This is a genomic window from Pseudomonas sp. (assembly GCF_035277045.1).
Taxonomy (GTDB): domain Bacteria; phylum Pseudomonadota; class Gammaproteobacteria; order Pseudomonadales; family Pseudomonadaceae; genus Aquipseudomonas.
On sequence record NZ_DATELE010000033.1, the window covers coordinates 1 to 23,592 of the forward strand.

Annotated in this window: 17 protein-coding genes; 8 read left to right on the plus strand and 9 right to left on the minus strand. The window is 66.3% G+C overall.

What is annotated here, in order from left to right; translation table 11 throughout:
- The coding region (aceE, locus tag VJS90_RS01450; RefSeq protein ID WP_324118351.1) for a pyruvate dehydrogenase (acetyl-transferring), homodimeric type at positions 1 to 2,048 on the minus strand (2,048 nt) is incomplete at its 3' end.
- Positions 2,049 to 2,431: 383 nt separating this feature from the next.
- Between aceE and glnE the strand changes: the two genes are divergently transcribed.
- The 8 genes from glnE to VJS90_RS01490 all read left to right on the plus strand — a co-directional run bounded on the left by glnE (position 2,432) and on the right by VJS90_RS01490 (position 12,562).
- Positions 2,432 to 5,368, plus strand: coding sequence for a bifunctional [glutamate--ammonia ligase]-adenylyl-L-tyrosine phosphorylase/[glutamate--ammonia-ligase] adenylyltransferase (gene glnE, locus VJS90_RS01455; protein ID WP_324118353.1), 2,937 nt, complete (start codon positions 2,432 to 2,434; stop codon positions 5,366 to 5,368).
- A gap of 233 nt (positions 5,369 to 5,601) precedes the next feature.
- On the plus strand, positions 5,602 to 6,651 hold the full coding sequence (gene waaF, locus VJS90_RS01460; RefSeq protein WP_324118355.1) for a lipopolysaccharide heptosyltransferase II: 1,050 nt from the start codon (positions 5,602 to 5,604) through the stop codon (positions 6,649 to 6,651).
- Positions 6,652 to 7,710: a lipopolysaccharide heptosyltransferase I gene (gene waaC, locus VJS90_RS01465; protein ID WP_324118357.1), complete on the plus strand. Its 1,059-nt coding sequence runs from the start codon at positions 6,652 to 6,654 to the stop codon at positions 7,708 to 7,710. It abuts the gene before it with no gap.
- The gene (locus VJS90_RS01470; protein ID WP_324118359.1) at positions 7,710 to 8,834 is read left to right on the plus strand and encodes a glycosyltransferase family 4 protein; all 1,125 of its coding nucleotides are present in this window, start codon (positions 7,710 to 7,712) and stop codon (positions 8,832 to 8,834) included. Before waaC ends, VJS90_RS01470 begins: the two co-directional genes overlap by 1 nt.
- Entirely contained in the window at positions 8,831 to 9,637 is an 807-nt protein-coding gene (gene rfaP, locus VJS90_RS01475) for a lipopolysaccharide core heptose(I) kinase RfaP (protein ID WP_324118361.1), read from the plus strand. Before VJS90_RS01470 ends, rfaP begins: the two co-directional genes overlap by 4 nt.
- On the plus strand, positions 9,637 to 10,371 hold the full coding sequence (locus VJS90_RS01480; protein ID WP_324118363.1) for a lipopolysaccharide kinase InaA family protein: 735 nt from the start codon (positions 9,637 to 9,639) through the stop codon (positions 10,369 to 10,371). Before rfaP ends, VJS90_RS01480 begins: the two co-directional genes overlap by 1 nt.
- On the plus strand, positions 10,368 to 11,120 hold the full coding sequence (locus VJS90_RS01485; protein WP_324118365.1) for a lipopolysaccharide kinase InaA family protein: 753 nt from the start codon (positions 10,368 to 10,370) through the stop codon (positions 11,118 to 11,120). Before VJS90_RS01480 ends, VJS90_RS01485 begins: the two co-directional genes overlap by 4 nt.
- Complete coding sequence (locus tag VJS90_RS01490; RefSeq protein WP_324118366.1) at positions 11,120 to 12,562, plus strand: lipopolysaccharide kinase InaA family protein; 1,443 nt, start codon at positions 11,120 to 11,122, stop codon at positions 12,560 to 12,562. The genes VJS90_RS01485 and VJS90_RS01490 overlap by 1 nt, the downstream gene beginning before the upstream one ends.
- Here the strand turns inward: VJS90_RS01490 and VJS90_RS01495 are convergent.
- The 8 genes from VJS90_RS01495 to VJS90_RS01530 all read right to left on the minus strand — a co-directional run bounded on the left by VJS90_RS01495 (position 12,535) and on the right by VJS90_RS01530 (position 23,590).
- The gene (locus tag VJS90_RS01495; protein ID WP_324118369.1) at positions 12,535 to 15,399 is read right to left on the minus strand and encodes a dermonecrotic toxin domain-containing protein; all 2,865 of its coding nucleotides are present in this window, start codon (positions 15,397 to 15,399) and stop codon (positions 12,535 to 12,537) included. The two genes, VJS90_RS01490 and VJS90_RS01495, sit on opposite strands and share 28 nt — an antisense overlap.
- Positions 15,400 to 15,472: 73 nt before the next feature.
- Positions 15,473 to 15,658, minus strand: a complete 186-nt coding sequence (locus VJS90_RS01500; RefSeq protein ID WP_324118371.1) for a hypothetical protein — start codon at positions 15,656 to 15,658, stop codon at positions 15,473 to 15,475.
- On the minus strand, positions 15,655 to 16,773 hold the full coding sequence (locus tag VJS90_RS01505) for a PepSY-associated TM helix domain-containing protein (RefSeq protein ID WP_324118373.1): 1,119 nt from the start codon (positions 16,771 to 16,773) through the stop codon (positions 15,655 to 15,657). The genes VJS90_RS01500 and VJS90_RS01505 overlap by 4 nt, the downstream gene beginning before the upstream one ends.
- 38 nt (positions 16,774 to 16,811) lie before the next feature.
- Complete coding sequence (locus VJS90_RS01510) at positions 16,812 to 19,250, minus strand: TonB-dependent siderophore receptor (RefSeq protein WP_324118375.1); 2,439 nt, start codon at positions 19,248 to 19,250, stop codon at positions 16,812 to 16,814.
- A 112-nt stretch (positions 19,251 to 19,362) separates the two neighbouring features.
- Positions 19,363 to 20,334 (minus strand): FecR domain-containing protein, encoded by a 972-nt coding sequence (locus VJS90_RS01515; RefSeq protein ID WP_324118378.1) that lies wholly within the window; start codon positions 20,332 to 20,334, stop codon positions 19,363 to 19,365.
- On the minus strand, positions 20,331 to 20,849 hold the full coding sequence (locus VJS90_RS01520) for an RNA polymerase sigma factor (protein ID WP_324118380.1): 519 nt from the start codon (positions 20,847 to 20,849) through the stop codon (positions 20,331 to 20,333). Before VJS90_RS01520 ends, VJS90_RS01515 begins: the two co-directional genes overlap by 4 nt.
- 96 nt (positions 20,850 to 20,945) lie before the next feature.
- Positions 20,946 to 21,656, minus strand: coding sequence for a 3'-5' exonuclease (locus tag VJS90_RS01525; protein WP_324118382.1), 711 nt, complete (start codon positions 21,654 to 21,656; stop codon positions 20,946 to 20,948).
- The gene (locus tag VJS90_RS01530) at positions 21,653 to 23,590 is read right to left on the minus strand and encodes a putative nucleotidyltransferase substrate binding domain-containing protein (RefSeq protein ID WP_324118384.1); all 1,938 of its coding nucleotides are present in this window, start codon (positions 23,588 to 23,590) and stop codon (positions 21,653 to 21,655) included. Before VJS90_RS01530 ends, VJS90_RS01525 begins: the two co-directional genes overlap by 4 nt.
- Between the last annotated feature and the right edge of the window lie 2 nt (positions 23,591 to 23,592).

Consider the following 23,592-nt stretch of genomic DNA (forward strand, 5'->3'; position numbering starts at 1 on the left):
ACGGTGATGTAGTAGAAGACGTCCTGTTGCTCTTCGGTCATCTTCTTCATGCCGTCCTGAATGATCACCGCCAGCTCGTAGCCGTAGGTTGGATCGTAGGTGCGGCAGTTCGGGATGGTGGCAGCCAGCAGGTGGCTGTGACCGTCTTCGTGTTGCAGGCCTTCACCGTTCAGGGTGGTACGGCCGGCGGTGCCGCCGATCAGGAAGCCACGGGTACGGCTGTCGCCAGCGGCCCAGGCCAGGTCGCCGATACGCTGGAAGCCGAACATCGAGTAGAAGATGTAGAACGGCAGCATCGGCTGGTTGTGGTTGCTGTACGAGGTACCGGCAGCGATGAACGACGACATGGCGCCGGCTTCGTTGATGCCTTCCTCGAGGATCTGGCCCTTCTTGTCCTCGCGGTAGAACATCACCTGGTCCTTGTCGACTGGCTCGTAGAGCTGACCGACGGACGAGTAGATGCCCAGCTGGCGGAACATGCCTTCCATGCCGAAGGTACGGGCTTCGTCCGGGATGATCGGAACGATGCGCTGGCCGATTTCCTTGTCCTTGACCAGCTGCGCGAGGATGCGCACGAAAGCCATGGTGGTGGAGATTTCGCGGTCGCCCGAGCCGTCCAGGATCGCCTTCAGGGTTTCCAGTGGCGGGGTCGGGATGCTGAAGCTCTTGGCACGGCGCTGCGGCACGAAGCCACCCAGCGCGGCGCGGCGCTCGGCCAGGTAACGGGCCTCGGCGCTGCCTTCTTCAGGCTTGAAGAACGGCAGGTGCTCGAGGTCCGCGTCCTTGACCGGGATGTCGAAGCGGTCACGGAAGTGACGCAGGCTGTCGACGTCGACCTTCTTGGTGTTGTGCGCGGTGTTCTTCGCTTCGCCGGCACCGGTGCCATAACCCTTGATGGTCTTGGCCAGGATGACGGTCGGCTGCTCTTTGTGGTTGACCGCCTGGTGGTAGACCGCATAGACCTTGTACGGGTCGTGGCCGCCACGGTTGAGCTTCCAGATCTCGTCGTCGGACAGGTCGGCGACCATGGCCTTGAGTTCCGGGGTGTTGAAGAAGTGCTCACGGACGAACGCGCCGTCCTTGGCCTTGTAGTTCTGGTACTCGCCGTCGATGACTTCGTCCATGCGGCGCTGCAGGATGCCGTCGACGTCCTTGGCCAGCAGTGGGTCCCAGAAACGGCCCCAGACCACCTTGTTGACGTTCCAGCCACCGCCACGGAACACGCCTTCGAGTTCCTGGATGATCTTGCCGTTGCCGCGAACCGGGCCGTCGAGGCGCTGCAGGTTGCAGTTGATGACGAAGATCAGGTTGTCCAGCTTCTCGCGGCCTGCCAGGGAGATCGCGCCCAGGGATTCCGGCTCGTCGCACTCGCCGTCGCCCATGAAGCACCAGACCTTCTGCTTGCCGGCCGGGATGTAGCCGCGGGCTTCGAGGTACTTCATGAAGCGCGCCTGGTAGATCGCCTGGATCGGGCCAAGGCCCATCGAGACGGTCGGGAACTGCCAGAAGTCAGGCATCAGCCAAGGGTGCGGGTACGAGGACAGGCCGTTGCCGTCCACTTCCTGGCGGAAGTTGTTCATCTGGTCTTCGCTGATGCGGCCTTCCATGAAGGCGCGGGCGTAGACGCCAGGGGATGCGTGACCCTGGAAGAAGATCAGGTCGCCGCCGTGTTCGTCGGTCGGGGCCTGGAAGAAGTAGTTGAAGCCGATGTCGTACAGGGTGGCACTGGAGGCGAAGCTCGAAATGTGTCCGCCCAGGTCCGAGTCTTTCAGGTTGGTGCGCATGACCATGGCCAGGGCGTTCCAACGCACCATCGAGCGAATGCGGCGTTCCATGAACAGGTCGCCAGGCATGCGTGCTTCGTGGGTGACAGGGATGGTGTTGCGGTACGGCGTGGTGATCGCATACGGCAGCTGAGAGCCACTGCGGGTGGCCAGCTCGCCCATGCGGGTCATCAGGTAGTGAGCGCGGTCTTCGCCTTCTTTGTCGAGAACCGACTCCAGGGCGTCCAGCCATTCCTGGGTTTCGACGGGATCGAGGTCTTGCATGGCTTGCTCCAGGGCGGAAAGGCTTCCAGAATCGGTTGCCTGAGTTTGCGACTGGCCTTTTGGGCAGACGTCATGAATTCTTGGATTACCGGAGTGTGATCCGGCGCCGTGTAGTTTTACTACAAATGCACTCGCATTTCATGCTTTTGCATTTTGGGGGTAGTAGTAAAACTACAGGAAAGCGGCGTATTGCCGCTACCCGGGTTGTGGGGAAAAACGATACCGGTGGTGAAGAACGGCTTCTTGGCGGGTGATTATTGATGGTTGATGCCAGTAAATCGCTTTTTCCAGCTATTAATAACTTTTGTATGACAGTCCAACCGTGGTCCGGTCCCCCCGTGGCCGACTCTAACCCTCACCAACTCGCCGATCAAGGATAGACCATGCGCCTGCCTTTGCCGTCCGACCTGCCTGCCGCTCTCCAGCCTCTGCTCACGCGTAACGAGCAATCCTTGCGCGAGGCACTGGGCGCTCATCCGGAGCTCGACCTGGCCAGCGTGGGCGAGGTTCACCGCGCCCAGTTCGATCAGGTTGCCGCGGCCAGTGACTTTGTCCTCGACCAGGCCCTGCGTGAGCCCGGCGTGCTGTTCGAGCTGCTCGCAAGCGGCGAGATGGACCGCGCTTTCGCCCCCGGCCAATTGTGCGCCCAGGTGGCGGCAGCGGCCCAGGCAGCGCAGAGCGACGACGAGCTGGCGCGCAACCTGCGCCGCGAGCGCAATCGCCAGCAGGTGCGCATCATCTGGCGCGACCTGACCCGCCAGGCCGACCTGCGCGAGACCTGCCGCGACCTGTCGGACCTCGCCGACGCCGCCATCGACCAGGCTTATCAGTGGCTGTACCCACGCCATTGCCAGCAGTTCGGCACGCCGATCGGCCACCGCAGCGGCCAGCCGCAGCACCTGGTGGTGCTGGGCATGGGCAAGCTGGGGGCGGTCGAGCTGAACCTTTCGTCGGATATCGACCTGATCTTCGCGTTCCCGGAGGGTGGCGAGACCGAGGGGGTCAAGCGCTCGCTCGACAACCAGGAGTTTTTCACCCGGCTCGGCCAGCGGTTGATCAAGGCGCTGGACCCGGTCACCGTCGATGGCTTCGTGTTCCGCGTTGACATGCGTCTGCGCCCTTATGGCTCCGCGGGTGCCCTGGTGCTCAGCTTCAACGCGCTCGAGCAGTACTACCAGGACCAGGGCCGCGACTGGGAACGCTACGCCATGATCAAGGCCCGGGTGGTCGCCGGCGACCAGGCGGCCGGCGCGCAACTGCAAGACATGCTCAAGCCTTTTGTCTACCGGCGTTACCTGGACTTCTCGGCCATCGAGGCGCTGCGCACCATGAAGCAGCTGATCCAGCAGGAAGTGCGGCGCAAGGGCATGGCCGAGAACATCAAGCTCGGCGCGGGCGGCATCCGCGAGGTCGAGTTCATCGCCCAGGCCTTCCAGCTGATCCATGGCGGCCGCGACCTGAGCCTGCAGCAGCGCCCGCTGCTCAAGGTGCTGGCGACCCTCGAAGGCCAGGGCTACCTGCCGCCCGCGGTGGTGGCCGAACTGCGCGAGGGGTATGCGTTCCTGCGCTACACCGAGCATGCGATCCAGGCCATCGCCGACCGCCAGACGCAGATGCTGCCCGACGGCGACACCGACCGCGCGCGCATCGCCTACATGCTCGGCTTTGCCGACTGGGACAGTTTCCATGCCCAGCTCATGCATTGGCGTGGACGCATCGACTGGCATTTCCGCCAGGTCATCGCCGACCCGGATGAAGACGAAGGCGAGGACAGCGAGCTGGTGGTCGGTGGCGAGTGGTCGCCGCTGTGGGAGCAGGCGCAGGACGAGGAAGCCGCGTGCCGCCAGCTGCAGGAAGCCGGCTTCGCCGATGCCGCCAAGGCCCTGCGCCAGCTTGCCGGGCTGAGAGCGAGCCCGGCGCTGCGTTCGATGCAGCGCATTGGCCGCGAGCGGCTGGATGCGTTCATCCCACGGCTGCTGGCCCAGGCCGTCGAGCACGACGACCCGGACCTGGTGCTCGAGCGCGTCCTGCCGCTGGTCGAGGCCGTGGCTCGGCGCTCGGCCTACCTGGTGCTGCTGACCGAAAACCCGGGCGCGCTGCGCCGGCTCCTGACCCTGTGCGCGGCCAGTCCCTGGATTGCCGAACAGATCACCCGCTTCCCGCTGTTGCTCGACGAACTGCTCAACGAGGGCCGGCTGTTCAGCCCGCCGCTGGCGCCGGAGCTTGCCAGTGAGCTGCGCGAACGCCTGACACGCATTCCCGAGGACGACCTTGAGCAGCAGATGGAAGCCCTGCGTCACTTCAAGCTGGCCCACAGCCTGCGGGTGGCGGCCTCGGAGATCACCGGCAACCTGCCGTTGATGAAGGTCAGCGACTACCTGACCTGGCTGGCCGAGGCGATTCTCGACCAGGTGCTTGCACTCGCCTGGCGCCAGACCGTGGCGCGCCACGGCCAGCCCAGGCGCAGCGATGGCAGCCTGTGCGACCCTGGCTTCGTCATCGTCGGCTATGGCAAGGTTGGCGGCCTCGAGCTGGGCCATGGCTCGGACCTGGACCTTGTGTTCATCCACGACGGCGATCCGCAGGCCGACACAGATGGCGCCAAGCCAATCGACAGCGCGCAGTTCTATACACGCCTCGGGCAGCGCATCATCCACCTGCTGACCACCCAGACCAACTCTGGCCAGCTCTACGATGTGGACATGCGTTTGCGTCCCTCTGGTGCGGCCGGGCTGCTGGTCAGCTCGCTCGGCGCCTTCGAGCGTTACCAGCAGAGCGAGGCCTGGACCTGGGAGCACCAGGCGCTGGTGCGGGCGCGGGTGCTGGTGGGCTGCGCGCAGGTGGCCAGTGCCTTTGAAGGCGTGCGCGCCCGGGTGCTGGGCAAGGCCCGGGATCTGGCCACGTTGCAGGCCGAGGTGAGCGAGATGCGCGCCAAGATGCGCGGCAGCCTGGGCACCCGGATCACCGCTGCGGGCACGGCGGCCAATGCCTTCGACCCTGGCGTGCCGTTCGACATCAAGCAGGATGCCGGCGGCATTGTCGATATCGAGTTCATGGTGCAGTACGCGGCGCTGGCCTGGTCGCACGATCACCCGGCGTTGCTGCGCTGGACCGACAATATCCGCATCCTCGAAGAGCTTGAGCAGGCCGGGCTGATGCCGGCCAGCGATGCCGTGCTGTTGCGCGAGGTGTACAAGGCATTTCGCTCGGCCTCGCACCGCCAGGCCCTGCAGAAACAGGCGGGGGTGATCGATGCGGCGCAGTTTTCCGATGAGCGCAGGGAAGTGCGGCGGATCTGGGCGGAGATGGGGTTGAGCTGACCGGGTTGACTGGGTGGGCCTCTTCGCTGGCAAGCCAGCTCCCACAGATACAGCGCCGTTCTTGATGTCAGCGCTGTACCTGTGGGAGCTGGCTTGCCAGCGAAGAGGTCAGCCACGCCCCAACTGTCACTGCAGGACCCCGTGGTACACTGCCCGCCACATAGCCTGAATATAAAGAGGGGAGGCCAGGTCGTCCTGTCGCCTGCGCCTCCCCGACCGTTTCTGGATGAACCATGAGAATTCTGATCATTGGGCCTAGCTGGGTAGGCGACATGGTGATGGCGCAGACCCTGTTCCAGTGCCTGAAGCAACGTCACCCCGACTGCGTGATCGATGTGCTGGCGCCCGAGTGGAGCCGCCCGATCCTCGAGCGCATGCCCGAAGTGCGCCAGGCCTTGAGCTTTCCGCTCGGCCACGGCGCGCTCGAGCTGGGCACCCGCCGGCGCATCGGCAAGTCGCTGGTCGGCCAGTACGACCAGGCCATCCTGCTGCCCAACTCGCTGAAGTCGGCGCTGGTGCCGTTTTTCGCCGGCATCGCCCGGCGCACCGGCTGGCGCGGCGAAATGCGCTGGGGCCTGCTCAACGACGTGCGCAAGCTCGACAAGGCACGCTACCCGCTGATGATCGAGCGCTTCATGGCGCTGGCCTATCCGGACGGTACCGACCTGCCCACGCCTTACCCACGGCCGCGCCTGCGCATCGAGGGCGAGAGCCGTGATGCCGCCCTGGCCAAGTTCGGCCTGGCACTGGACCGTCCGGTGCTGGCGTTGTGCCCCGGGGCCGAGTTTGGCGAAGCCAAGCGCTGGCCTTCGGAGCACTACGCCCAGGTCGCCGAGGCGAAGATCCGCGAAGGCTGGCAGGTCTGGCTGTTCGGCTCGAAGAAGGATCACCCGGTGGGCGAGTCGATTCGCGAGCGCCTGATCCCGGGCCTGCGCGAGGAGTCGGTCAACCTCAGCGGCGAAACCTCCCTGGCCGAGGCCATCGACCTGATGTCCTGCGCCGCCGCGGTGGTGTCCAACGATTCGGGCCTGATGCACGTGGCCGCTGCCCTGGACCGCCCTCTGGTGGCGGTCTACGGCTCTACCTCGCCAGGCTTCACGCCACCGCTGGCCGACCAGGTCGAGGTGGTGCGCCTGGGCCTGGAATGCAGCCCCTGCTTCGACCGCACCTGCCGCTTCGGCCACTACAACTGCCTGCGCCTGCTCGAGCCCAACGCCGTGATCGCGGCCTTGCAACGCCTCGACGGCCCAGGCCTGATCGATGTCATGGCCGAGGTCGACTGAGTGCGGGTACTGATCATCAAGACCTCGTCCCTGGGCGATGTCATTCACACCCTGCCGGCCATCACCGACGCAGCCCATGCCATCCCTGGCATCCGCTTCGACTGGGTGGTGGAAGAGGGCTTCGCGGAAATCCCCAGCTGGCACCCGGCCGTCGACCAGGTGATCCCGGTGGCGATCCGCCGCTGGCGCAAGAACCTCTGGCAGACCTTCAAGAGCGGAGAGTGGCGCCAGTTCAAGCAGCGCCTGCGCGAGCGCCAGTACGACCTGGTGATCGACGCCCAGGGCCTGGTCAAGTCAGCCTGGCTGACCCGCTACGTGAAGGCGCCGGTGGCCGGCCTGGACCGCTATTCGGCCCGCGAGGGCTGGGCAAGCCGCTTCTACGACCGGCCGCTGTCGGTCGCGGTCGGGCAGCACGCGGTGGAGCGGGTGCGCACGCTGTTCGCCCTGGCGCTGGCCTATGACCTGCCCGAAGGGCTGGGCAACTACGGCCTCGACCTGGACCGCCTGCAACTGCCGCCCGCCGCGCCCTACGTGGTGTTCCTGCATGGCACCACCTGGGCCACCAAGCACTGGCCCGAGGCCTACTGGCGCGAGCTGGCCGAGCGCTTGGGCCGTAAAGGTCTGCAGGTGCGGCTGCCATGGGGCAACCCGGCCGAGCAGGCGCGCGCCGAGCGCATCGCCCACGGCCTGGAGCATTGCCAGGTGCTGCCCAAGCTGAACCTGGCCGGCGTTGCGCGCGTGCTGGCGGGCGCCAAGGCGTGCGTTGCCGTCGACACCGGCCTGGGCCACCTGGCCGCGGCACTGGATGTGCCGACCGTGTCGCTGTATGGCCCGACCAACCCGGGCCTGACCGGCGCCTATGGCAAGTCCCAGGTGCACCAGGCCAGCAGTTTCCCCTGCGCGCCCTGCATGCAGAAGAAATGCACCTACAAACCGAGCGCCGAGGACCTGCGCCGGTACGATCTCAAACGCGAGTGGCCACTGTGCTTCACTCGCCTGAATCCCGAGCATGTGGCGAGCCGCTTGAGCGCGTTGCTGCTGGCTGAGGATGTCCGTTGATGCAACTGGCTTTCGTGCTGTACAAATATTTCCCCTTCGGTGGCCTGCAACGCGATTTCATGCGCATTGCCCTGGAATGCCAGAAACGCGGCCATCGGATCCGCGTCTACACGCTGATCTGGGAAGGCGATATTCCGCCTGGCTTCGAGGTGCTGGTGGCGCCGGTCAAGGCGCTGTTCAACCATCGCCGCAACGAGAAGCTCAGCGCCTGGATGGAGGCCGACCTGGCCAAGCGCCCGGTCGACCGGCTGATCGGCTTCAACAAGATGCCCGGGCTGGACGTCTACTACGCCGCCGACGGCTGTTTCGAGGACAAGGCGCAGAACCTGCGCAACAGCCTGTACCGACGCTGGGGCCGCTACCGGCACTTCGCCGAGTACGAGCGCGCGGTGTTCGCCAAGGACGCCCGCACCGAGATCCTGATGATTTCCGAGGTGCAGCAGCCGCTGTTCATCAAGCACTACGACACGCCGGTCGAGCGTTTCCACCTGCTGCCGCCGGGTATTTCCCACGACCGTCGGGCACCGGCCAATGCCGCGCAGGTCCGCGCCGATTTCCGCAAGGAGTTCGGCCTGGGCGATGACGACCTGCTGCTGGTGCAGATCGGCTCGGGCTTCAAGACCAAGGGCCTCGACCGCAGCCTCAAGGCCTTGGCTGCCTTGCCCGCGGCGCTGCGCAAGCGCACGCGGCTGATGGTCATCGGCCAGGACGATCCCAAGGTGTTCCAGCTGCAAAGCGCGGCCCTGGGCCTGGGCGAGCAGGTGCAGTTTCTCAAGGGCCGCAGCGATATCCCGCGGTTCCTGCTCGGTGCCGACCTGCTGATCCACCCGGCCTACAACGAAAACACCGGCACCGTGCTGCTAGAAGCCCTGGTCGCCGGCCTGCCAGTGCTGGTCTCGGCCGTCTGCGGCTATGCCCATTACATCGCCCAGGCGGACAGCGGCCTGGTGCTCGACGACCCGTTCGAGCAGCAGCAGCTCAACGGCTATCTGCAGCGCATGCTCGAGGATGACCAGGCCCGCGCCGACTGGGGCCGCAATGGCTTGTCGTTCGCCGACAGCGCCGACCTGTACAGCATGCCGCAGCATGCCGCCGACGTTATCCTGGCTCCGGAGCGCGCATGAAACTGATACTGGCCGAACCCTTCAAGCGCCTGTGGGCCAAGCGCGATCCCTTCGAGGCCGTCGAGGCCCTGCAGGGCGAGGTGTACCGCGAGCTCGAAGGCCGCCGTACCCTGCGCACCGAAGTCGAGGGCAAGGGCTATTTCGTCAAGATCCACCGCGGCATCGGCTGGGGCGAGATCTTCAAGAACCTGTTCAGCGCCAAGCTGCCAGTGCTCGGCGCCGGCCAGGAATGGCGCGCCATCGAGCGCCTGCACCAGGCCGGCGTGCCGACCATGACCGCCGTGGCCTATGGCGAGCGCGGCAGCAATCCGGCCGCGCAGCATTCGTTCATCGTCACCGAGGAGCTGGCGCCCACCGTCAGCCTGGAAGACTTCAGCCTCGACTGGGTCCGCCAGCCACCCGAGTCACGGCTCAAGCGGGCCCTGATCGCCGAAGTGGCCAGGATGACCGGCACCATGCACCGCGCCGGCGTCAACCACCGCGACTGCTACATCTGCCACTTCCTGCTGCACACCGACCGTCCGGTGACGGCCGACGGCTTCAGGCTGTCGCTGATCGACCTGCACCGCGCCCAGACCCGCCCGAGCATCTCGCGGCGCTGGCGCGACAAGGACCTGGCGGCGCTGTACTTTTCGGCGCTCGACATCGGCCTCACCCGCCGCGACAAGCTGCGCTTCCTGCGTGGCTACTTCCAGCAGCCGCTGCGCCAGGTGCTGGCCGAGGAGGCCGCCTTGCTCAGCTGGCTCGAAGGCAAGGCGCAGAAGCTCTATGAGCGTAAACAACGCTATGGGGACGCGCTCTGATGGCGGGCTGGACACTGGCGCCTGGCTATGAGGCCCTGGCGACGGAATTCGGCAGCCTCGATGCGGTGTTTGCACTGGAGGGCGAACGCCTGACCCGCGACCTGCTCAGCGAGGTGATCCGGGTACAGCGCGAGGGCATCAACTTCTACGTCAAGCGCTACACCGGTGCCGGCAAAGGCCTGCGCCGATATGTGGGGCGGCCGCGCATCAAGGCCGAGTGGCAAAACCTCAGGCAGTTCGCCAAGTGGGGTATTCCCACCGCCGAGGTGGTCGCCCACGGGCTCGAGCGCAATGGCCTGGGCTTTGGCCGTGGCGCGATGATCACCCGCGAGCTGCCGCGCACCGAGGACCTGTCGGTGCTGGCCGAGCGCAACGATCCGCGCCTGGCCGATCGCCGCTGGGTCGATCACCTGAGCCGCCAGCTGGCCGCGCACACGCGGGTGATGCACGATCATCACTTTGCCCACAACGATCTCAAATGGCGCAACCTGCTGGTCGATGACCGGGGCACGCTATTTTTCATCGATTGCCCGACCGGCGACTTCTGGCGCGGCTTCATGCTGCGCCATCGGGTCATCAAGGACCTGGCCTGCCTGGACAAGGTCGCCAAATATCACCTGTCGGCAACCCAGCGCTTGCGTTTCTACCTGCAATACCGCAGGCAGGCGCGCCTGAACGCGGCGGACAAGACGCGCATCCGGCTCGTGGTGGGTTTCTTCGAGGGACGCGAATGAGCGATTTCCTGGCCAGCACCGATGTGGCGCTGCTGCAGCGTCATGGCCTTGCCGACTTCGATGCCTTGTGGAACGTGCAGCTCGACGCCGTGGACGAACCGAACACCGGCCGCGGCGGCTGGAGCAGCGTCTATCGCCTGGAGCTCGAGGGCAAGGGTTACTACCTCAAGCGCCAGAGCGACTACCTGACCCGCACCCTGCATCATCCGTTCGGCGAGCCGACCTTCGCCCGCGAGTTTCGTAACATCAGCCGCTACGAGCAGCTGCGCATTCCGGCCTTGCAGGCGGTGTTCTACGGTGAACGCAGGGTCGCTGGCGAGCGCCGCGCGATTCTCATGACCCGTGCCCTGGACGGCTGGAGCGACCTGGACAGCCTGCTCGCGCGGTGGCCGCAGCTCGACGCCGTGCAGCGGGTAGGCATCCTGCAGGCCTGCGGGCAGCTGGCGCGAACCCTGCACAGGGCCGGCCAGATGCACGGTTGTTTCTACCCCAAGCACATATTCCTGCGTAAGCGCAGCACCGGCTGGCAAGCGCAACTGATCGACCTGGAAAAGACCCGGCCGCTGCTGTTCGGCAAGCGTGACCGGCTCAAGGACCTGGAGCCGTTGTTGCGCCGGGCGGGTGCCTGGAGCGAGGGCGATGTACGTTGCTTGCTCGCCACCTACCTCCAACAGCCAGCGGACAGTGCCCTGGTCGACAACTGGCTGCAGCGCCTGGTGCAGCGCCGCCGTGAAAAAGAGGCCCACTGATGCGTTTGTCTGAACTCAAGAATGCCGGGCGTGCCCCGGTGTTGCCACTGTCGGTAACCCTGGCCGATGCGGCTGGTCCGGCCGAACTGCAGCTGCTCAGCCTGCTGCGCGTACTGCCGGGCCAGCGTTATGTCGGCGCCGGTATCTGGCGGGGCAGGACGGTGCTGGCCAAGTTGCTGGTCGGCAGCAGCGCACCGCGGCACTTCCAGCGCGAGCGCGATGGCGCCCGCCTGATGGCCGCCCAGGACCTGACCACCCCGCGGCTGCTGGCCGATGGCCTGGAGCAGGGTGAAGGCGGCTGGTTGCTGTTCGAGTTTCTTGAAGAGGCCCAGAGCCTGGGCGACGCCTGGGCCGAGGTCGAGGCCCTGCCGCCCTTGGCAGACGAGCAGCAGCTGGTGCTTGGTGAAGCCCTGACCGCCGTTGCGCAGATGCACGCCAAAGGCCTGTGGCAGGAAGACCTGCACCTGGACAACCTGCTGCGCTGCGATGGCCGCCTGTACCTGATCGACGGCGCAGGCATCAAGGCCGAGCAGCCGGGGCAGCACCTGTCGCGCCAGCGCGTGCTGGAAAACCTCGGGGTGTTCTTCGCCCAGTTGCCCAAGCGCCTGGAGCCCTTCATCGAAGAGCTGCTGGTGCACTACCTGCTGGCCAACGCCGAGCACGCCTTGCCGCTGGAGGCCTTGCAGAAGCAGGTCGACAAGGTCCGCGGCTGGCGCCTGAAGGATTACCTCGACAAGGCCGGGCGCGAGTGCACGCTGTTCAGCGTCGAACGTAGCCTGTCGGGCCTGCGCGCCGTGCGCCGCAAGGAAGCCGCGGCGATGCTGCCCGTGCTGGAACAGGCCGATGCGCTGATCGACCAGGGCCATCTGTACAAGACCGGCGGCGCCGCCAGCGTGGCGCGCGTGGAGGTGGACGGGCGTTCGCTCGTGCTCAAGCGCTACAACATCAAGAACACCGCCCATTGGTTCAAGCGCTTCTGGCGCCCAAGCCGGGCCTGGCATGCGTGGATCGAAGGGCATCGCCTGGAGTTTCTCGGCATTGCCACGCCCAGGCCGCTGGCGGTGCTGGAGCAGCGGGTCATGGGCCTGCGCAGCCGGGCGTACCTGGTGACCGAGTACGCCGATGGCCCCGACCTGGTCGCAAGCTTCGCGCCCTACGTCGACAGCGGCGAGGTGCCCCAGGCGCAGTTGCAGGCCCTGCAGGACTTGTTGCAACAACTGATCCGCGAGCGCATCAGCCATGGCGACATGAAGGGCCACAACCTGTTCTGGCAGGACGGCCAATGGGCGCTGATCGACCTGGATGCCATGACCCAGCATGCCACCGGGCTCAGTTTCGCCCCTGCCTTTGCCCGTGACCGGGCACGGCTGCTGCGCAACTGGCCCGCGGGCAGTGCCCTGCACCAGCGCCTCGATCAGCTGCTGCCGCGTATCACCGGGTAGAGCGCGGGCAGCGCCAGCCATTCGCTGGCGCGGCCGGCCTGGCGCAGGCGGATGCGCCACGTGTCATCCTGCCAGCGCAGCACCGCCCAGGCGGTGCGCTCGCCGCTGGCGGTGGCGGGAAGGCGCAGGTGGTAATGCCCCTCGAGCAAGTGGCGGCGCAGCGGCAGTTGCAGCGCCCCTGCCTGCAGGTACAGCTGGCCATCGGCCGAGTACAGGGCCTGGGGCCCAGGCACGGGATCACCCGCGAGCGGTTCAGCCAGCGCGCAATCGGCGAACAGTTGCTCCAGGTACGGCAGCCCGTCGTACCAGAGCAGCGGTGAATCCACCACCCAGTCGCCATTTTCCAAGCGTTTCACCGGCACCTTGAGGTAGGCATTGGGCTGGCGCGGGTCGACCGCCCGCCAGCGCTGGCCATCGTAGGCAACCTGATAATGCGTGCCGTGCTTGTCCTGGATGTAGTACTGGCGCAGGCCATGGCTCGACGCGCGGTGTTCGAAGATGCCTTCGCCCTGTTGTCCATGGCTGAAATCGCGCAGGTGCCGAAGCTCGGGCTTGGCGGTGTAATGCACCGGGATCGGCGCGGACGGTGGCTTGGGGACCCCGCGCATGGCCTGGCGCATGACGGTCGAGCCGGCAAAGCTGTTGATCGCATCGACCGTGTGGCTGAGCGCGTTGAACGCATGGTCCAGGGCTTCCTCACGGTCCTCTTGCTCCAGCGCCTCCAGGCCGTTGATCACCGAGATGGCCGCCCGCCCGAACGCCAGTGCCGACAGTGGCCGGCTGGGCAGCGCGATGCTCACCAGGTCGAGCAGCAGCCAGAGCGTGTTCAGCGCCGTCTCGCCGAGCAGCTCAAGGTTGCTGCGGGTGCTCTGGTCGACCACCGACATCAGCGCGCGGACCTCGGCCAGGTAGCAGGCCTTGAACAGGTTCCCGTCGATGACCGGGCGGGCCACGTGTGGGCCCAGGCCACCCTTGAGTAGCATGGTTTCGATGCGCGTGGCGTCTGCCAGTGGCATGCGCTGGGCCACATAGCCGCGCAAGGCGGCGCTGCCGCGCAGCGAACGCAGCATGTGCCGGGTATTGCGGTACTCGCGCCAGGGCCGGCGGTCGGGCGCGTCCGGTGCATAGACCACGAACGAGTTGATGCTTCGCACCTCGGCGTTGAGCAGTAGCACGCCCTGGACCGTATGACCCTGGATCACCAGCTGGCGCACGCTGATCCGGTGTTCTTCCACCGTGGCCCGCCAGTTGCTGTCGGGGTAATGCAGGATGGTCTTGACCCAGCGATAGCCCTGCTCGAGCGGGTCGGCCAGAAAGTGCCCGGCATACCTGGCCTTGACGGCCTCGGCCTGCATGCGCGCATGGCTGATACGGCCGTGAGCCTCCTGTCGCCACTGCCCGGCAGGGGAGTCCACAAGGTGCGTGTTCAGGTAACGGATATAGCCACTGCCAGCATCGAGCCCGCGGATCATCTGCCGTACGGCCGCAGGGGACACGCCCTCCACCTCGCTGCCATCTGCCCAGTGCACGCGGGCGGTCAGCCAGTAGTCGACGTCGAACCAGGCAATATTCAGCAGCGCCAGCTCGTCCAGGTTGTAGGTGACGTTGAGCAGCTCCACGGTATCGCCGACTTGCGGTCGGCTGACCGCTGGAATGTAGCCGGTGGGCATCAGCGGATTGATGACGGGCCCGATTTGCCGGGCCAGGGTGACGCTGACCTTGATTTCAGCCGGGTCCAGCGCTTGGCCGCAATCAATGCTCAGGCGTTCGCGCAGGCGCAGGCGGGTCCAGGCGAGCAGGGTATTGCGCTGGCGAAACTGCTCGACGGTGAGGATGCCGGGCGCGCCCGCCCGTTCCACAGCGATCACCAGTGCCTGCATGGCCTGCATGATATGGGTCAGCGTTTGCGGAGTACTGTTGCGCATCCAGCTGGGCAGGTGTTTTTCCAGCAGCAGGGCGTAGCGGGTGGAGAGGGAATGCTTGCTGTCGAGGTCTGGCAGCAGGTCCATCGACTTGGCCAGCACGGCGTCGAATTCCGCGAGACGCAAGCGGGTGTCCTGGTTCCAGGCCTTGATCCACGCCTCGCTCACCCGTGCGGCCTGGGTCTCGAGCAGGTGCGCCAGCTGCTCTTCCAGCAGGTTGTCGGCGAACCAGTCGAAGCGCAGGCGCTCGGCGAGCAAGATGTTGTCCCGGTCGCGCTGGCGCTTGCACAGGCGCAGCATGGGCTCGCGTTGCAGCGGATCGTCCAGGCGTTCGCACACTTCGGTGTGCAGCTCGGCGAGACTGGCGAAGGCTTCGATCCCGTGCGACAGCGTGCAGAGCACGGCGTGGCCGACGCTGGCGTGCTGGTCGAGCATCTGCCCGGTCGGGCCCGTGGCCACGATGACCAACGCGCCGGGCAGGTACGCGCGCCAGTGCGGTGAGCCGATGTCGAGCAGCGGCCGGTACACCTGTGGCCGCTGCGCGGCGGGCAGGTGCTGGCGCTGCCAGGCGTGGGGCAGCTCCAGGCAAAGGCGCAGCGACGTGGCATGCTCGAGGGGCAGGGTGACATCCGCCAGGCGCAGGGCGATCTCGTCGAGCAGCTGTTCGTGGCGAAGGTGCAACAGGCGGTCGCGGCGGCGGGTGCCCTGGGCATCCTGTTCGGACCAGTAGTCGGCCAGGCGGGCGTGGAACCGCGGGCGCAGCTGGCCGTCAGGCAGCAGATCGCGGACGTGTGAGTCGTCTTCCGGCCGCGGTCCGGGCAAGGTATCGTCGAGCACCTGTTTCAGGCTGGGCACTGGGTGCAGGAGTGCTTGCAGCTGTGTGTCACGCGACTTGAAACGTTGCAGGGGTGTCATGCCAGGGCTCCGGTAATAATGGGAGCCAGGCATGTTGGGGGCTTCTGACAAGCGCGGGCGGTAACCCGCTAGTTCATCCCCTGCGCCTTGGCCAGAGGCCGCGCAGGCCAAGCGCCGCGGGCAGGCCAAGGCCGAGCCAGGACAGCGCGTCCCAGGCGCCATCGCCCAGCAATGCCGCGAACAGGCCCACGCCGCCCAGCACGCCGATGGCCAGCGGCCAGGCGAAGATACGCGCGGTCGACTGGGACCTGTGACTCATGCCCGTGCCTCCCTTGTCTGTGGCCGGCGGTGCTTGCCCCACCACAGGTACAGGCCGCTGCCCAGCACGATGATGGTCAGCACATCGAGCACCGCCCAGAGGATCTGCATCGGGCGCCCGCCGTAGTCGCCAAAGTGCAGCGGCTGCGACAGGCCCATGGCGTCCATGTACCACGGCCGCTCGCCCACGGCGGTGACCGCCAGGGTACGGGCGTCGATCAGTACCGGGGTGAGCAGGTGGGAGGTGAGGTGGGTGCTGCCTTTCATGAAGACCGCGTAGTGGTGTTCGCTGGAAAAGCGCGTGCCGGGAAAGGCGATGAAGTCGGGTTGCATGCCGGGCGCGGCCCCGGCGGCGATCTGCAGCACGTGGCTGGCCGGCGCGCGAGCTGTCAGCGGTGGCGCATCGCGGTAGGGCGCGACCATGGCGGCGAGGCTCTCGTTGCGCCAGGCGGCGATGACCAGGTCGGCGCAGGCGCTGATTACCCCGGTGATGCCCACCACCAGGGCCCAGGTCAGGGTGACGATGCCGATCAGGTTGTGCAGGTCGAGCCAGCGCAGGCGCCGTGATTTTTCGTGGCGCACGGTGGCGAATGCCAGGCGGCGCATGAAGGGCGCGTAGAGCACGGTGCCCGAGATGACCGCGATGACGAACAGCAGGCCCATGAATGCCAGCAGCAGCTTGCCGGGCAGGCCGGCGAACATGTCCACGTGCAGGCGCAGCAGGGTCATCATCAGTCCGCTGTTGGCGGACGGCATGGCGACGGCCTCGCCGGTGCGAGCGTCGAGCATGAAAGTGTGCGACGAATTGGGCTCGGTGCCGGCGGTGGCGGCCATGATGGCGACCACGCCGTTGCGCTCGTCCTCGTCGTAGCCGAAGTACTGCATCACCTCGCCAGGGCGATGGGCCTGGGCCTTGAGCACCAGTTGCTCAAGGTCCAGGTGCGGAGTGTCGGCGGGCATTGCGCGCAGTGCTGGTGCGTCGCCGAGCAGGTGCTCCAGCTCGTGGTGGAAGATCAGCGGCAGGCCGGTCAGGGCGAGCAGCAGCAGGAACAGCGTGCAGATCAGGCTGGTCCAGGTGTGGATCGCGGACCAGCGGCGGATGGTTGGGCTTTTCATGGAGGCTCCAGGGGCCGGCGGCGCTGCCCCGATTCACATCAGAACTTGTAGTTCACGCTCGCCACCACGTTGCGTTCGTCGCCGTAGTAGCAGTAGTAGCCATCACACGTCGACAGGTAATCCTTGTTGAAGACATTTTTCGCATCCACGGCAATGGTCACGCCCTCGAGCGTGTTGTTCAGGCGGCCGAGGTCGTAGTGCACCGAGGCGTCGTAGACCGTGTACGAGCCCACATGTCCCCAGTCGGTGTTGGTGGTGTTGCCATAGGTATCACCGACGTAACGCACCCCGACACCCATGCCAAAGCCGTCCAGCACGCCGCTGCGCCATGTGTAGTCGGCCCATGCCGTGGCCTGGTTGCGTGGAACCTGGGCCATGCGCTTGCCTTCCTCGGCGCTGGTGCCTTTGGTGATCTCGCTGTCGTTGTAGGTATAGGAACCCACCAGTTTCAGGTTCTCGTTGACGTCGGAGACGGCTTCCAGCTCCAGGCCGCGCACACGGACTTCGCCGACCTGGCGGGTGACATTCGCCTCGGTCACCGACAGGTTTTCCTGGGTCAGGTCGAAGACCGCCGCCGTCAGCAAGGTGGTGCTGCCAGGTGGCTGGTATTTGATGCCGAGCTCGTATTGCTTGCCTTCGGTTGGCTTGAAGGCCTGGGTACTGTTGACGACCGAACCTGAGGCCGCCTGGAACGACTCGGCGTAGGAAATGTAAGGCGTCAGGCCGTTGTCGAAGACATAGCTCAGCGCAGCGTTGCCGCTGAATTTCTTGTCGCGCTGGGTGTTCGTCGCATCGCCCTGGTTGTGGAAGGTGGTCCCGGTATGGACCCAGTCCTCCCGTCCACCCAGAGTCAGGCGCCAGTTGTCCAGGGCCATCTGGTCCTGGAGGTAAAGACCGGTCTGCTGGGTCTTCTGTGTGTAGTCATACATGTCGAAGTAGCTGACGTTGGAGAAATCCTGGCCGTAGACCGGATTGCGGATGTTGCTGGCCGGCACGCCAGCCGACCCCCAGCGCCAGCGCGCGTCGCTGGTGGAGCGCTGGTGATCGAGGCCCAGCAGCAGCGTGTGACGGATGGCGCCAGTCTCGAGGTCGGCCTGGAAGTTGTTGTCCACGGCGAACTGGCCGATGTCCTCCTCGACGATGCCCGCTGTGCGCTGGACGGTGCCGTCGGCGCTGACGGCCTCGTCCGGGCCGGCAGGCCAGATCGAACCTCCTGCGGTAATGCCCTTGAAGTCGAGTTCGTTGCGGGTGTAACGCAGGTTCTGGCGGAACTGCCAGGTATCGTTCAGACGAGTCTCGAAGGCATAACCCAGCGCGTAGTAGGTGCGGTCATAGGACTCCCAGTCCGGGTCTCCGAGGTTCTTGTGATGCGAGATCTTGCCGGCCGGGCTGCTCAGCTTGGTGCCTTGCAGCGGCAGGAACTGTCCGGTGATGCCGGTATCATCGCGGGTGTACTGCGAAATGAAGGTCAGCCTGGTGTCGTCATTGATGTTCCAGGTCAGGCTGGGGGCGATGTTGTAGCGCTTGTCCGGAACATGATCGATGGGCGAGTTGCTGTCGCGCACGGTACCGCTGACGCGGTAGAGGAACTGGCCCTGGTCGTCGACCTTGCCGGTGCTGTCGAAGTTGATCTGCTTGTGTTCGTTGCTGCCGGCCTGCAGTTCCACTTCGTGGCTGCTTTCGTCCTGCGGGCGGCGCGTGGTCATGTCCAGCATGCCGCCCGGCGGGGTCTGGCCGTAGACGGAGGAGGCGGGGCCGCGCAACACGGCGATGCGTTCCAGGTTCCAGGGTTCGATCTTCGGTGTGGCGTAGTTGCCCTTGGGCAGGGGCAGGCCATCGAGGAACTGTGTCGGCACGAAGCCGCGCACCAGCAACCAGTCGCTGCGCGAGTCCGACCCATAGCCGCTGCTCTGCACGCCTGCGGTGTAGCGCAACGCGTCATTGAGGTTGAGGACGGGACGGTCCTCCATTTGCTGGCGGGTGATGACCGTGACCGAGCGAGGCAGCTCGGCGATGGCGGTATCCGTCTTGGTGCCCGCCGCCGTGCGCGTTGCCACATACCCATCGGCCGCGCCCCAGGCGCTCTCGATGCTGCTGCTGGCATCGATGCTGGTTTCCGGCAGTGCCAGGGTGCCTTCGGCGGCCGCGACCAGGCTGTAACTGCCAACGCTGCTCTGCTGCAATTGCAGGCCGGTGCCGCGCAAGGCGGCCTGCAGCGCGCCAAGGGCGTCATGCGGGCCACTGACTGGCGCCGAGGTGCGGCCACTGACCAGGCTCGGGTCCAGCGCCAGGGCGATGCCGGCCTGACTGGCGATCTGGTTCAGGGTGGTGGCCAGCGGGGCACCGCCAGGCAGGTTGTAATCGCGCATCGCCGACAGCTCGGCAGCCTGCGCGACGGGGCTCATCAGAGGGACGGCCAGGGTGATGGCCAGTGCCATCAGGCTGGGACGCAGAAAGGTTTCAACAGCACGGGACATGCAGCAGCTCCTGGACGGATAAGTGCGAACTGCTTCCTTGCCGGACGAGATTGAGAAAGTGACAGGGGGGGGGCTTACCTTTTTTTAACAGCCCGGGCCTGGTACTGCAGCTTTAGGGCCCATTCGAGCCGGACGGCACAAGTGTCACCCACCAAGGCGTATGCCGCTCGACCTTCACTGGCAACACCGGCAGCAACGAGGCCAGCGCCAGGTCCGTGTCGGTCAGAGGGAAGCTGCCAGTCACGCGCAGGTCGGCAACCTCGTCGGCAACGCTCAGGTGCCCGCTTCGGTACCGCGCCAGCGTGGCGACCAGGTCGGCCAGGCGTGCGTTGTCGACCACCAGCATGCCTTGGGTCCAGGCGTCTGCGCCGGCCGGCACCGGGGCAATGAGGCCGAGGCTGTCGGCGTTCATCAGCACCTGCTGGCCTTCACGCAGCACCCGCTCGTCGCCACTGTTGCGCGGCTGCGCGGCGACGGCGGACTGCAGCACTTCCAGGCGTGTGCCACGGTCTTCACGCTTGACCAGAAAACGCGTGCCCAGGGGGCGCAGGTTGCCATCCTCGGTGCGCACCACCAGCGGACGCGCATCGGCGTGCCCGGTCTCGACCGAGATCTCTCCCTGGTGCAGGACAATCAGCCGCTGCTCGGCATCGAACCGCAGGTCCACCGCCGAATGGGTATTGAGGCTGAGCAGCGTGCCGTCTTCAAGGCGCAGGCTGCGTACCTCGCCCGTCGCGGTGCGTTGGTCGGCGAGCCAGTAATCAGGCGACAGCGACGGGGCGCCGATCCAGGCCAGCATCGCGCCGACCAGCAGCACGCTGGCCAGGCCGCCGCCCAGCGTGCGGGCGCGCTGGCGAAGGGTTGCGCGCGATTGCAGCAGCGTCTTGCGCGCGGGACCGGCGGCGGCGCTGACACGCTGGTCGAGCATGCCCAGCTGTAGCCACGCCCGGGCATGTTCTTCGCTGGCGGCGTGCCAGCGCATGAAGCGTTTGCGCTCCTCGGCCGAGCTGCTGCCCTCCTCAAGGCACAGCTTCCAGGCGATCGCGGCATCCAGCGCCTGGGCCGACACCGGCGCAAAGCTCATGTTGGCTCACCATACAGGGCGATGTAGCACTGGCGCATGCCTTGGGCCAGGTATTGGCGAACGCGGGACACCGACACGCCGAGGCGCTCGGCGATCTCGGCCTGGGCCATGCCGTCGAGGCGGTAATGCAGGAACGCGGCGCGGGCCTTGCTCGACAGCTTGCCCAGGCGGCGGTCGATGGCCTTGAGGTCCTCGAGGACCAGGTGCTGGAGCTCGGGGCAGGGCTGATCGCCACTTGGCAGCAGGGCCAGTTCGGCGAGGTAGGCCTGCTCCAGCGCGGCGCGGCGGAAGTGGTCGAACAACAGGCCGCGGGCAACGGCGACAAGAAAGGCGCGAGGTTCACGCGGAGCGCTGAGCTGATCGCGGCCGAGCAGGCGCACGAAGGTGTCCTGGCTCAAGTCTTCGGCGCGCTGGTGGCAGGCAGTGTTACGCCGCAGCCAGGCCAGCAGCCAGCTGCGATGGTCGCGGTACAGCGCGCCGACCAGCTCGGCGTGTGGACTCTGCACAGACGACACGACGTCCCCCGGAAACAATACGTTAACTAACGATAATTATTCGCGATTGTTACAGAGACAGACCATCGGCTGCAATCGACGCTTATCGGATTGCCATCACAGCCCGTGGCCGTGTGGCCGGCGCCGGCGCCACTGCCGCAGGCGCTGGTCGAGCTGCAGCGGGCTGTCCAGCTGCTGGCGGCGCGCCTGGCTGAACAGGATCAGCGCCAGCTCGGCGGTGACCTGGGCATCTGCGCTGGCATGGTGGCGGGCGGGCACCTGCAGGCCGAAGCGGGCGATCCAGTCGTCCAGCCCGGCCTCGCGCAGTACCACGTCGGGGTTGAGCATCGGCGCCAGTTGCGCAACATCAAGAAACGAATGTTGCAGGCAATAGCCGAGGCTGTCCTTCATGGCGCGGCCCAGCATGTGCTGATCGAAAGCGGCATGGAATGCCAGCAGCGGGCTGTCGCCGATGAAATCGAGCAGGTCGAGCAAGGCTTCGGCCGGATCGCAGCCGGCGGCCAGGGCGCTGGGCCCCAGTCCATGGATCAGCACGCTGGGGTTGGTCTTCTGGGTGGGGCGGTAGAGGGTGCGCTCGAACTGCTGGGCAAAGTCGATCGCGCCGTCCTCGATGGCCACGGCGCCCATCGACAGGACCTGGTCGCGATTGAGGTTCAGGCCGCTGGTTTCCAGGTCCAGCACCACCCAACGCTGTTCGCGCAGGGTTTGCACGCCGAGGGGCTGTGGGGGCGGCAGCTGGGCCAGGCGCTGGCGCAAGGCCTCATTGAGTACAGGGGCGGCGGGCCGCAGCCAGGCAAGCAGGTTCATAGCTGGTACCGCAGGGCCAGGCTGGCTTGCAGGCGCTGGGCCTGGCGCAGCGACTCGCGCAGGATACGCCGGTCGAGCTGGTTGAGGGTGTCCGGGTCCAGGCGATTGGAGCAGGGCTGGTTCTGGCGGATCTGACGCTGGTGCTGCTGCATGCGTGTCTGCTGGATGAAATGATAGGCCTCTTCATAGGCGGCGCCGTCGAGCGGCTCGATGACGCCCTTGTCAACCAGCTGGCGCACGCGCTCGAGGGTGTTGCTGGCGCCGATGCCATTGGCCAGCGCCAGTAGCCGCGCCCCATCGACAAAGGGCGTAAGGCCTTGCACCTTGAGGTCAAGGGTGGCGGCCTTGTCGCTGCCCTGACGCGACAGCACGAACTCGCGCAGGCGTCCCACCGGTGGGCGATGGCGCAAAGCGTTTTCGGCCATCATGCGCTGGAACACGCGGTTGTCGGCCACCTGTTCGAGCAGGCCGCGGCGTAGCTGTTCGCAGGCTTGCTCATCGCCCCAGACCACGCGCAGGTCGAAGTAGATGCTCGAGGCCAGCAGATTCTCGGGCGACGCCTCGCGGACAAACCCGCCAAAGCGCCGTGCCCATTCGGCGCGTGACAGGCACAGCTCGGGGTTGCCGGCCATCACGTTGCCCTTGCACAGGGTGAAGCCGCACTGAGCCAGGCTCTGGTTGATGTGCTGGGCAAGGGGCAGCAGCTGCGCGCGAATCACTTCGGCGTGGGTGGCGTCGCGGGCCTCGAAGAGAATGCCGTTGTCCTGATCGGTGTGCAGCGTCTGCTCGCGGCGCCCTTCGCTGCCAAAGCACAGCCAGCTGAAGGGTATGCCCGGATCGCCCTTGTCCTGCAGCGCCAGCTCGATCACCCGGCACACCGTGTGGTCGTTGAGCAGGGTGATGATCTGGGTGAGCTGGGTGGAGGATGCGCCATGGGCCAGCATGCGCTCGACCAGCTGGCCGATCTCGCGGCGCAGTGACACCAGGGCGTCGAGCCGTGGTGCGTGGCGAATGGTGCGGGCCAGGTGCACCAGGTCGACCCGCTGCAGGGAAAACAGGTCGCGCTCGGACACCACTCCGCATAGCCGCTGGTTTTCCACCAGGCAGACGTGGGCGATGTGACGCTCGGTCATGGCTATCGCGGCATCGAATGCCGTAGCGTCGGGGCTCAGGCAAAAAGGCGTGGGGGTCATGTACAGGCTGATCGGGGCGGTGAACTCGGCGCTGGCATCGGCCACCAGCTGGCGCAAATCGCGCAGGGTGAAGATGCCCACCGCGCAGCGCTGGGCATCGACAACCACGATGCTGCCGACCTGCTGCTCGTGCATCCGCCGCACCGCCTCGCGCACGGGCGTGTGCGGATCGCACACCACGGGATGACGCATGGCCAGTTCGCCCAGGCGTGTGTTGAGCGAATACTGGCTGCCCAAGGTCTCGACGGCGCGGCGCTGCACCTGCTGGTTGACCTGCTCGAGCAGGCTGCTGACGCCGCGCAACGCAAAGTCGCGAAACACCTCGCACAGCGAGAACAGGCGAATGAACGCGGTCTTGTTCAGTTGCAGGCAGAAGCTGTCCTCGCCGGCCACGTGCTCGGTGCGCGTGGCCCGCTCGCCAAGCAGCGCCGCCAGCGGGAAACACTCCCCGGTGGCGATTTCGAAGGTGGTTTCGACTCCCGCGCGCGACACATGCTGGCGCTCGCCGACCACCCGGCCCTGCTTGACGATATAGAAATGCTCGACGGGACCGTCGGCGGGCCTGATGATGCTCTCGCCCGCGGCATAGAAGCGCAGCTGGCACTGCTCGACCAGAAATGCCAGGTGGTTGTGCGGCATCTGGTTGAAAGGCGCGAAGCGTTGCAGGAACTGCATCGTGCCTTGAATGTTCTGAAGGACTGCTGTCTTGCCAGCCCGGTTGTAGGCGTCCATTTTGTTCATGC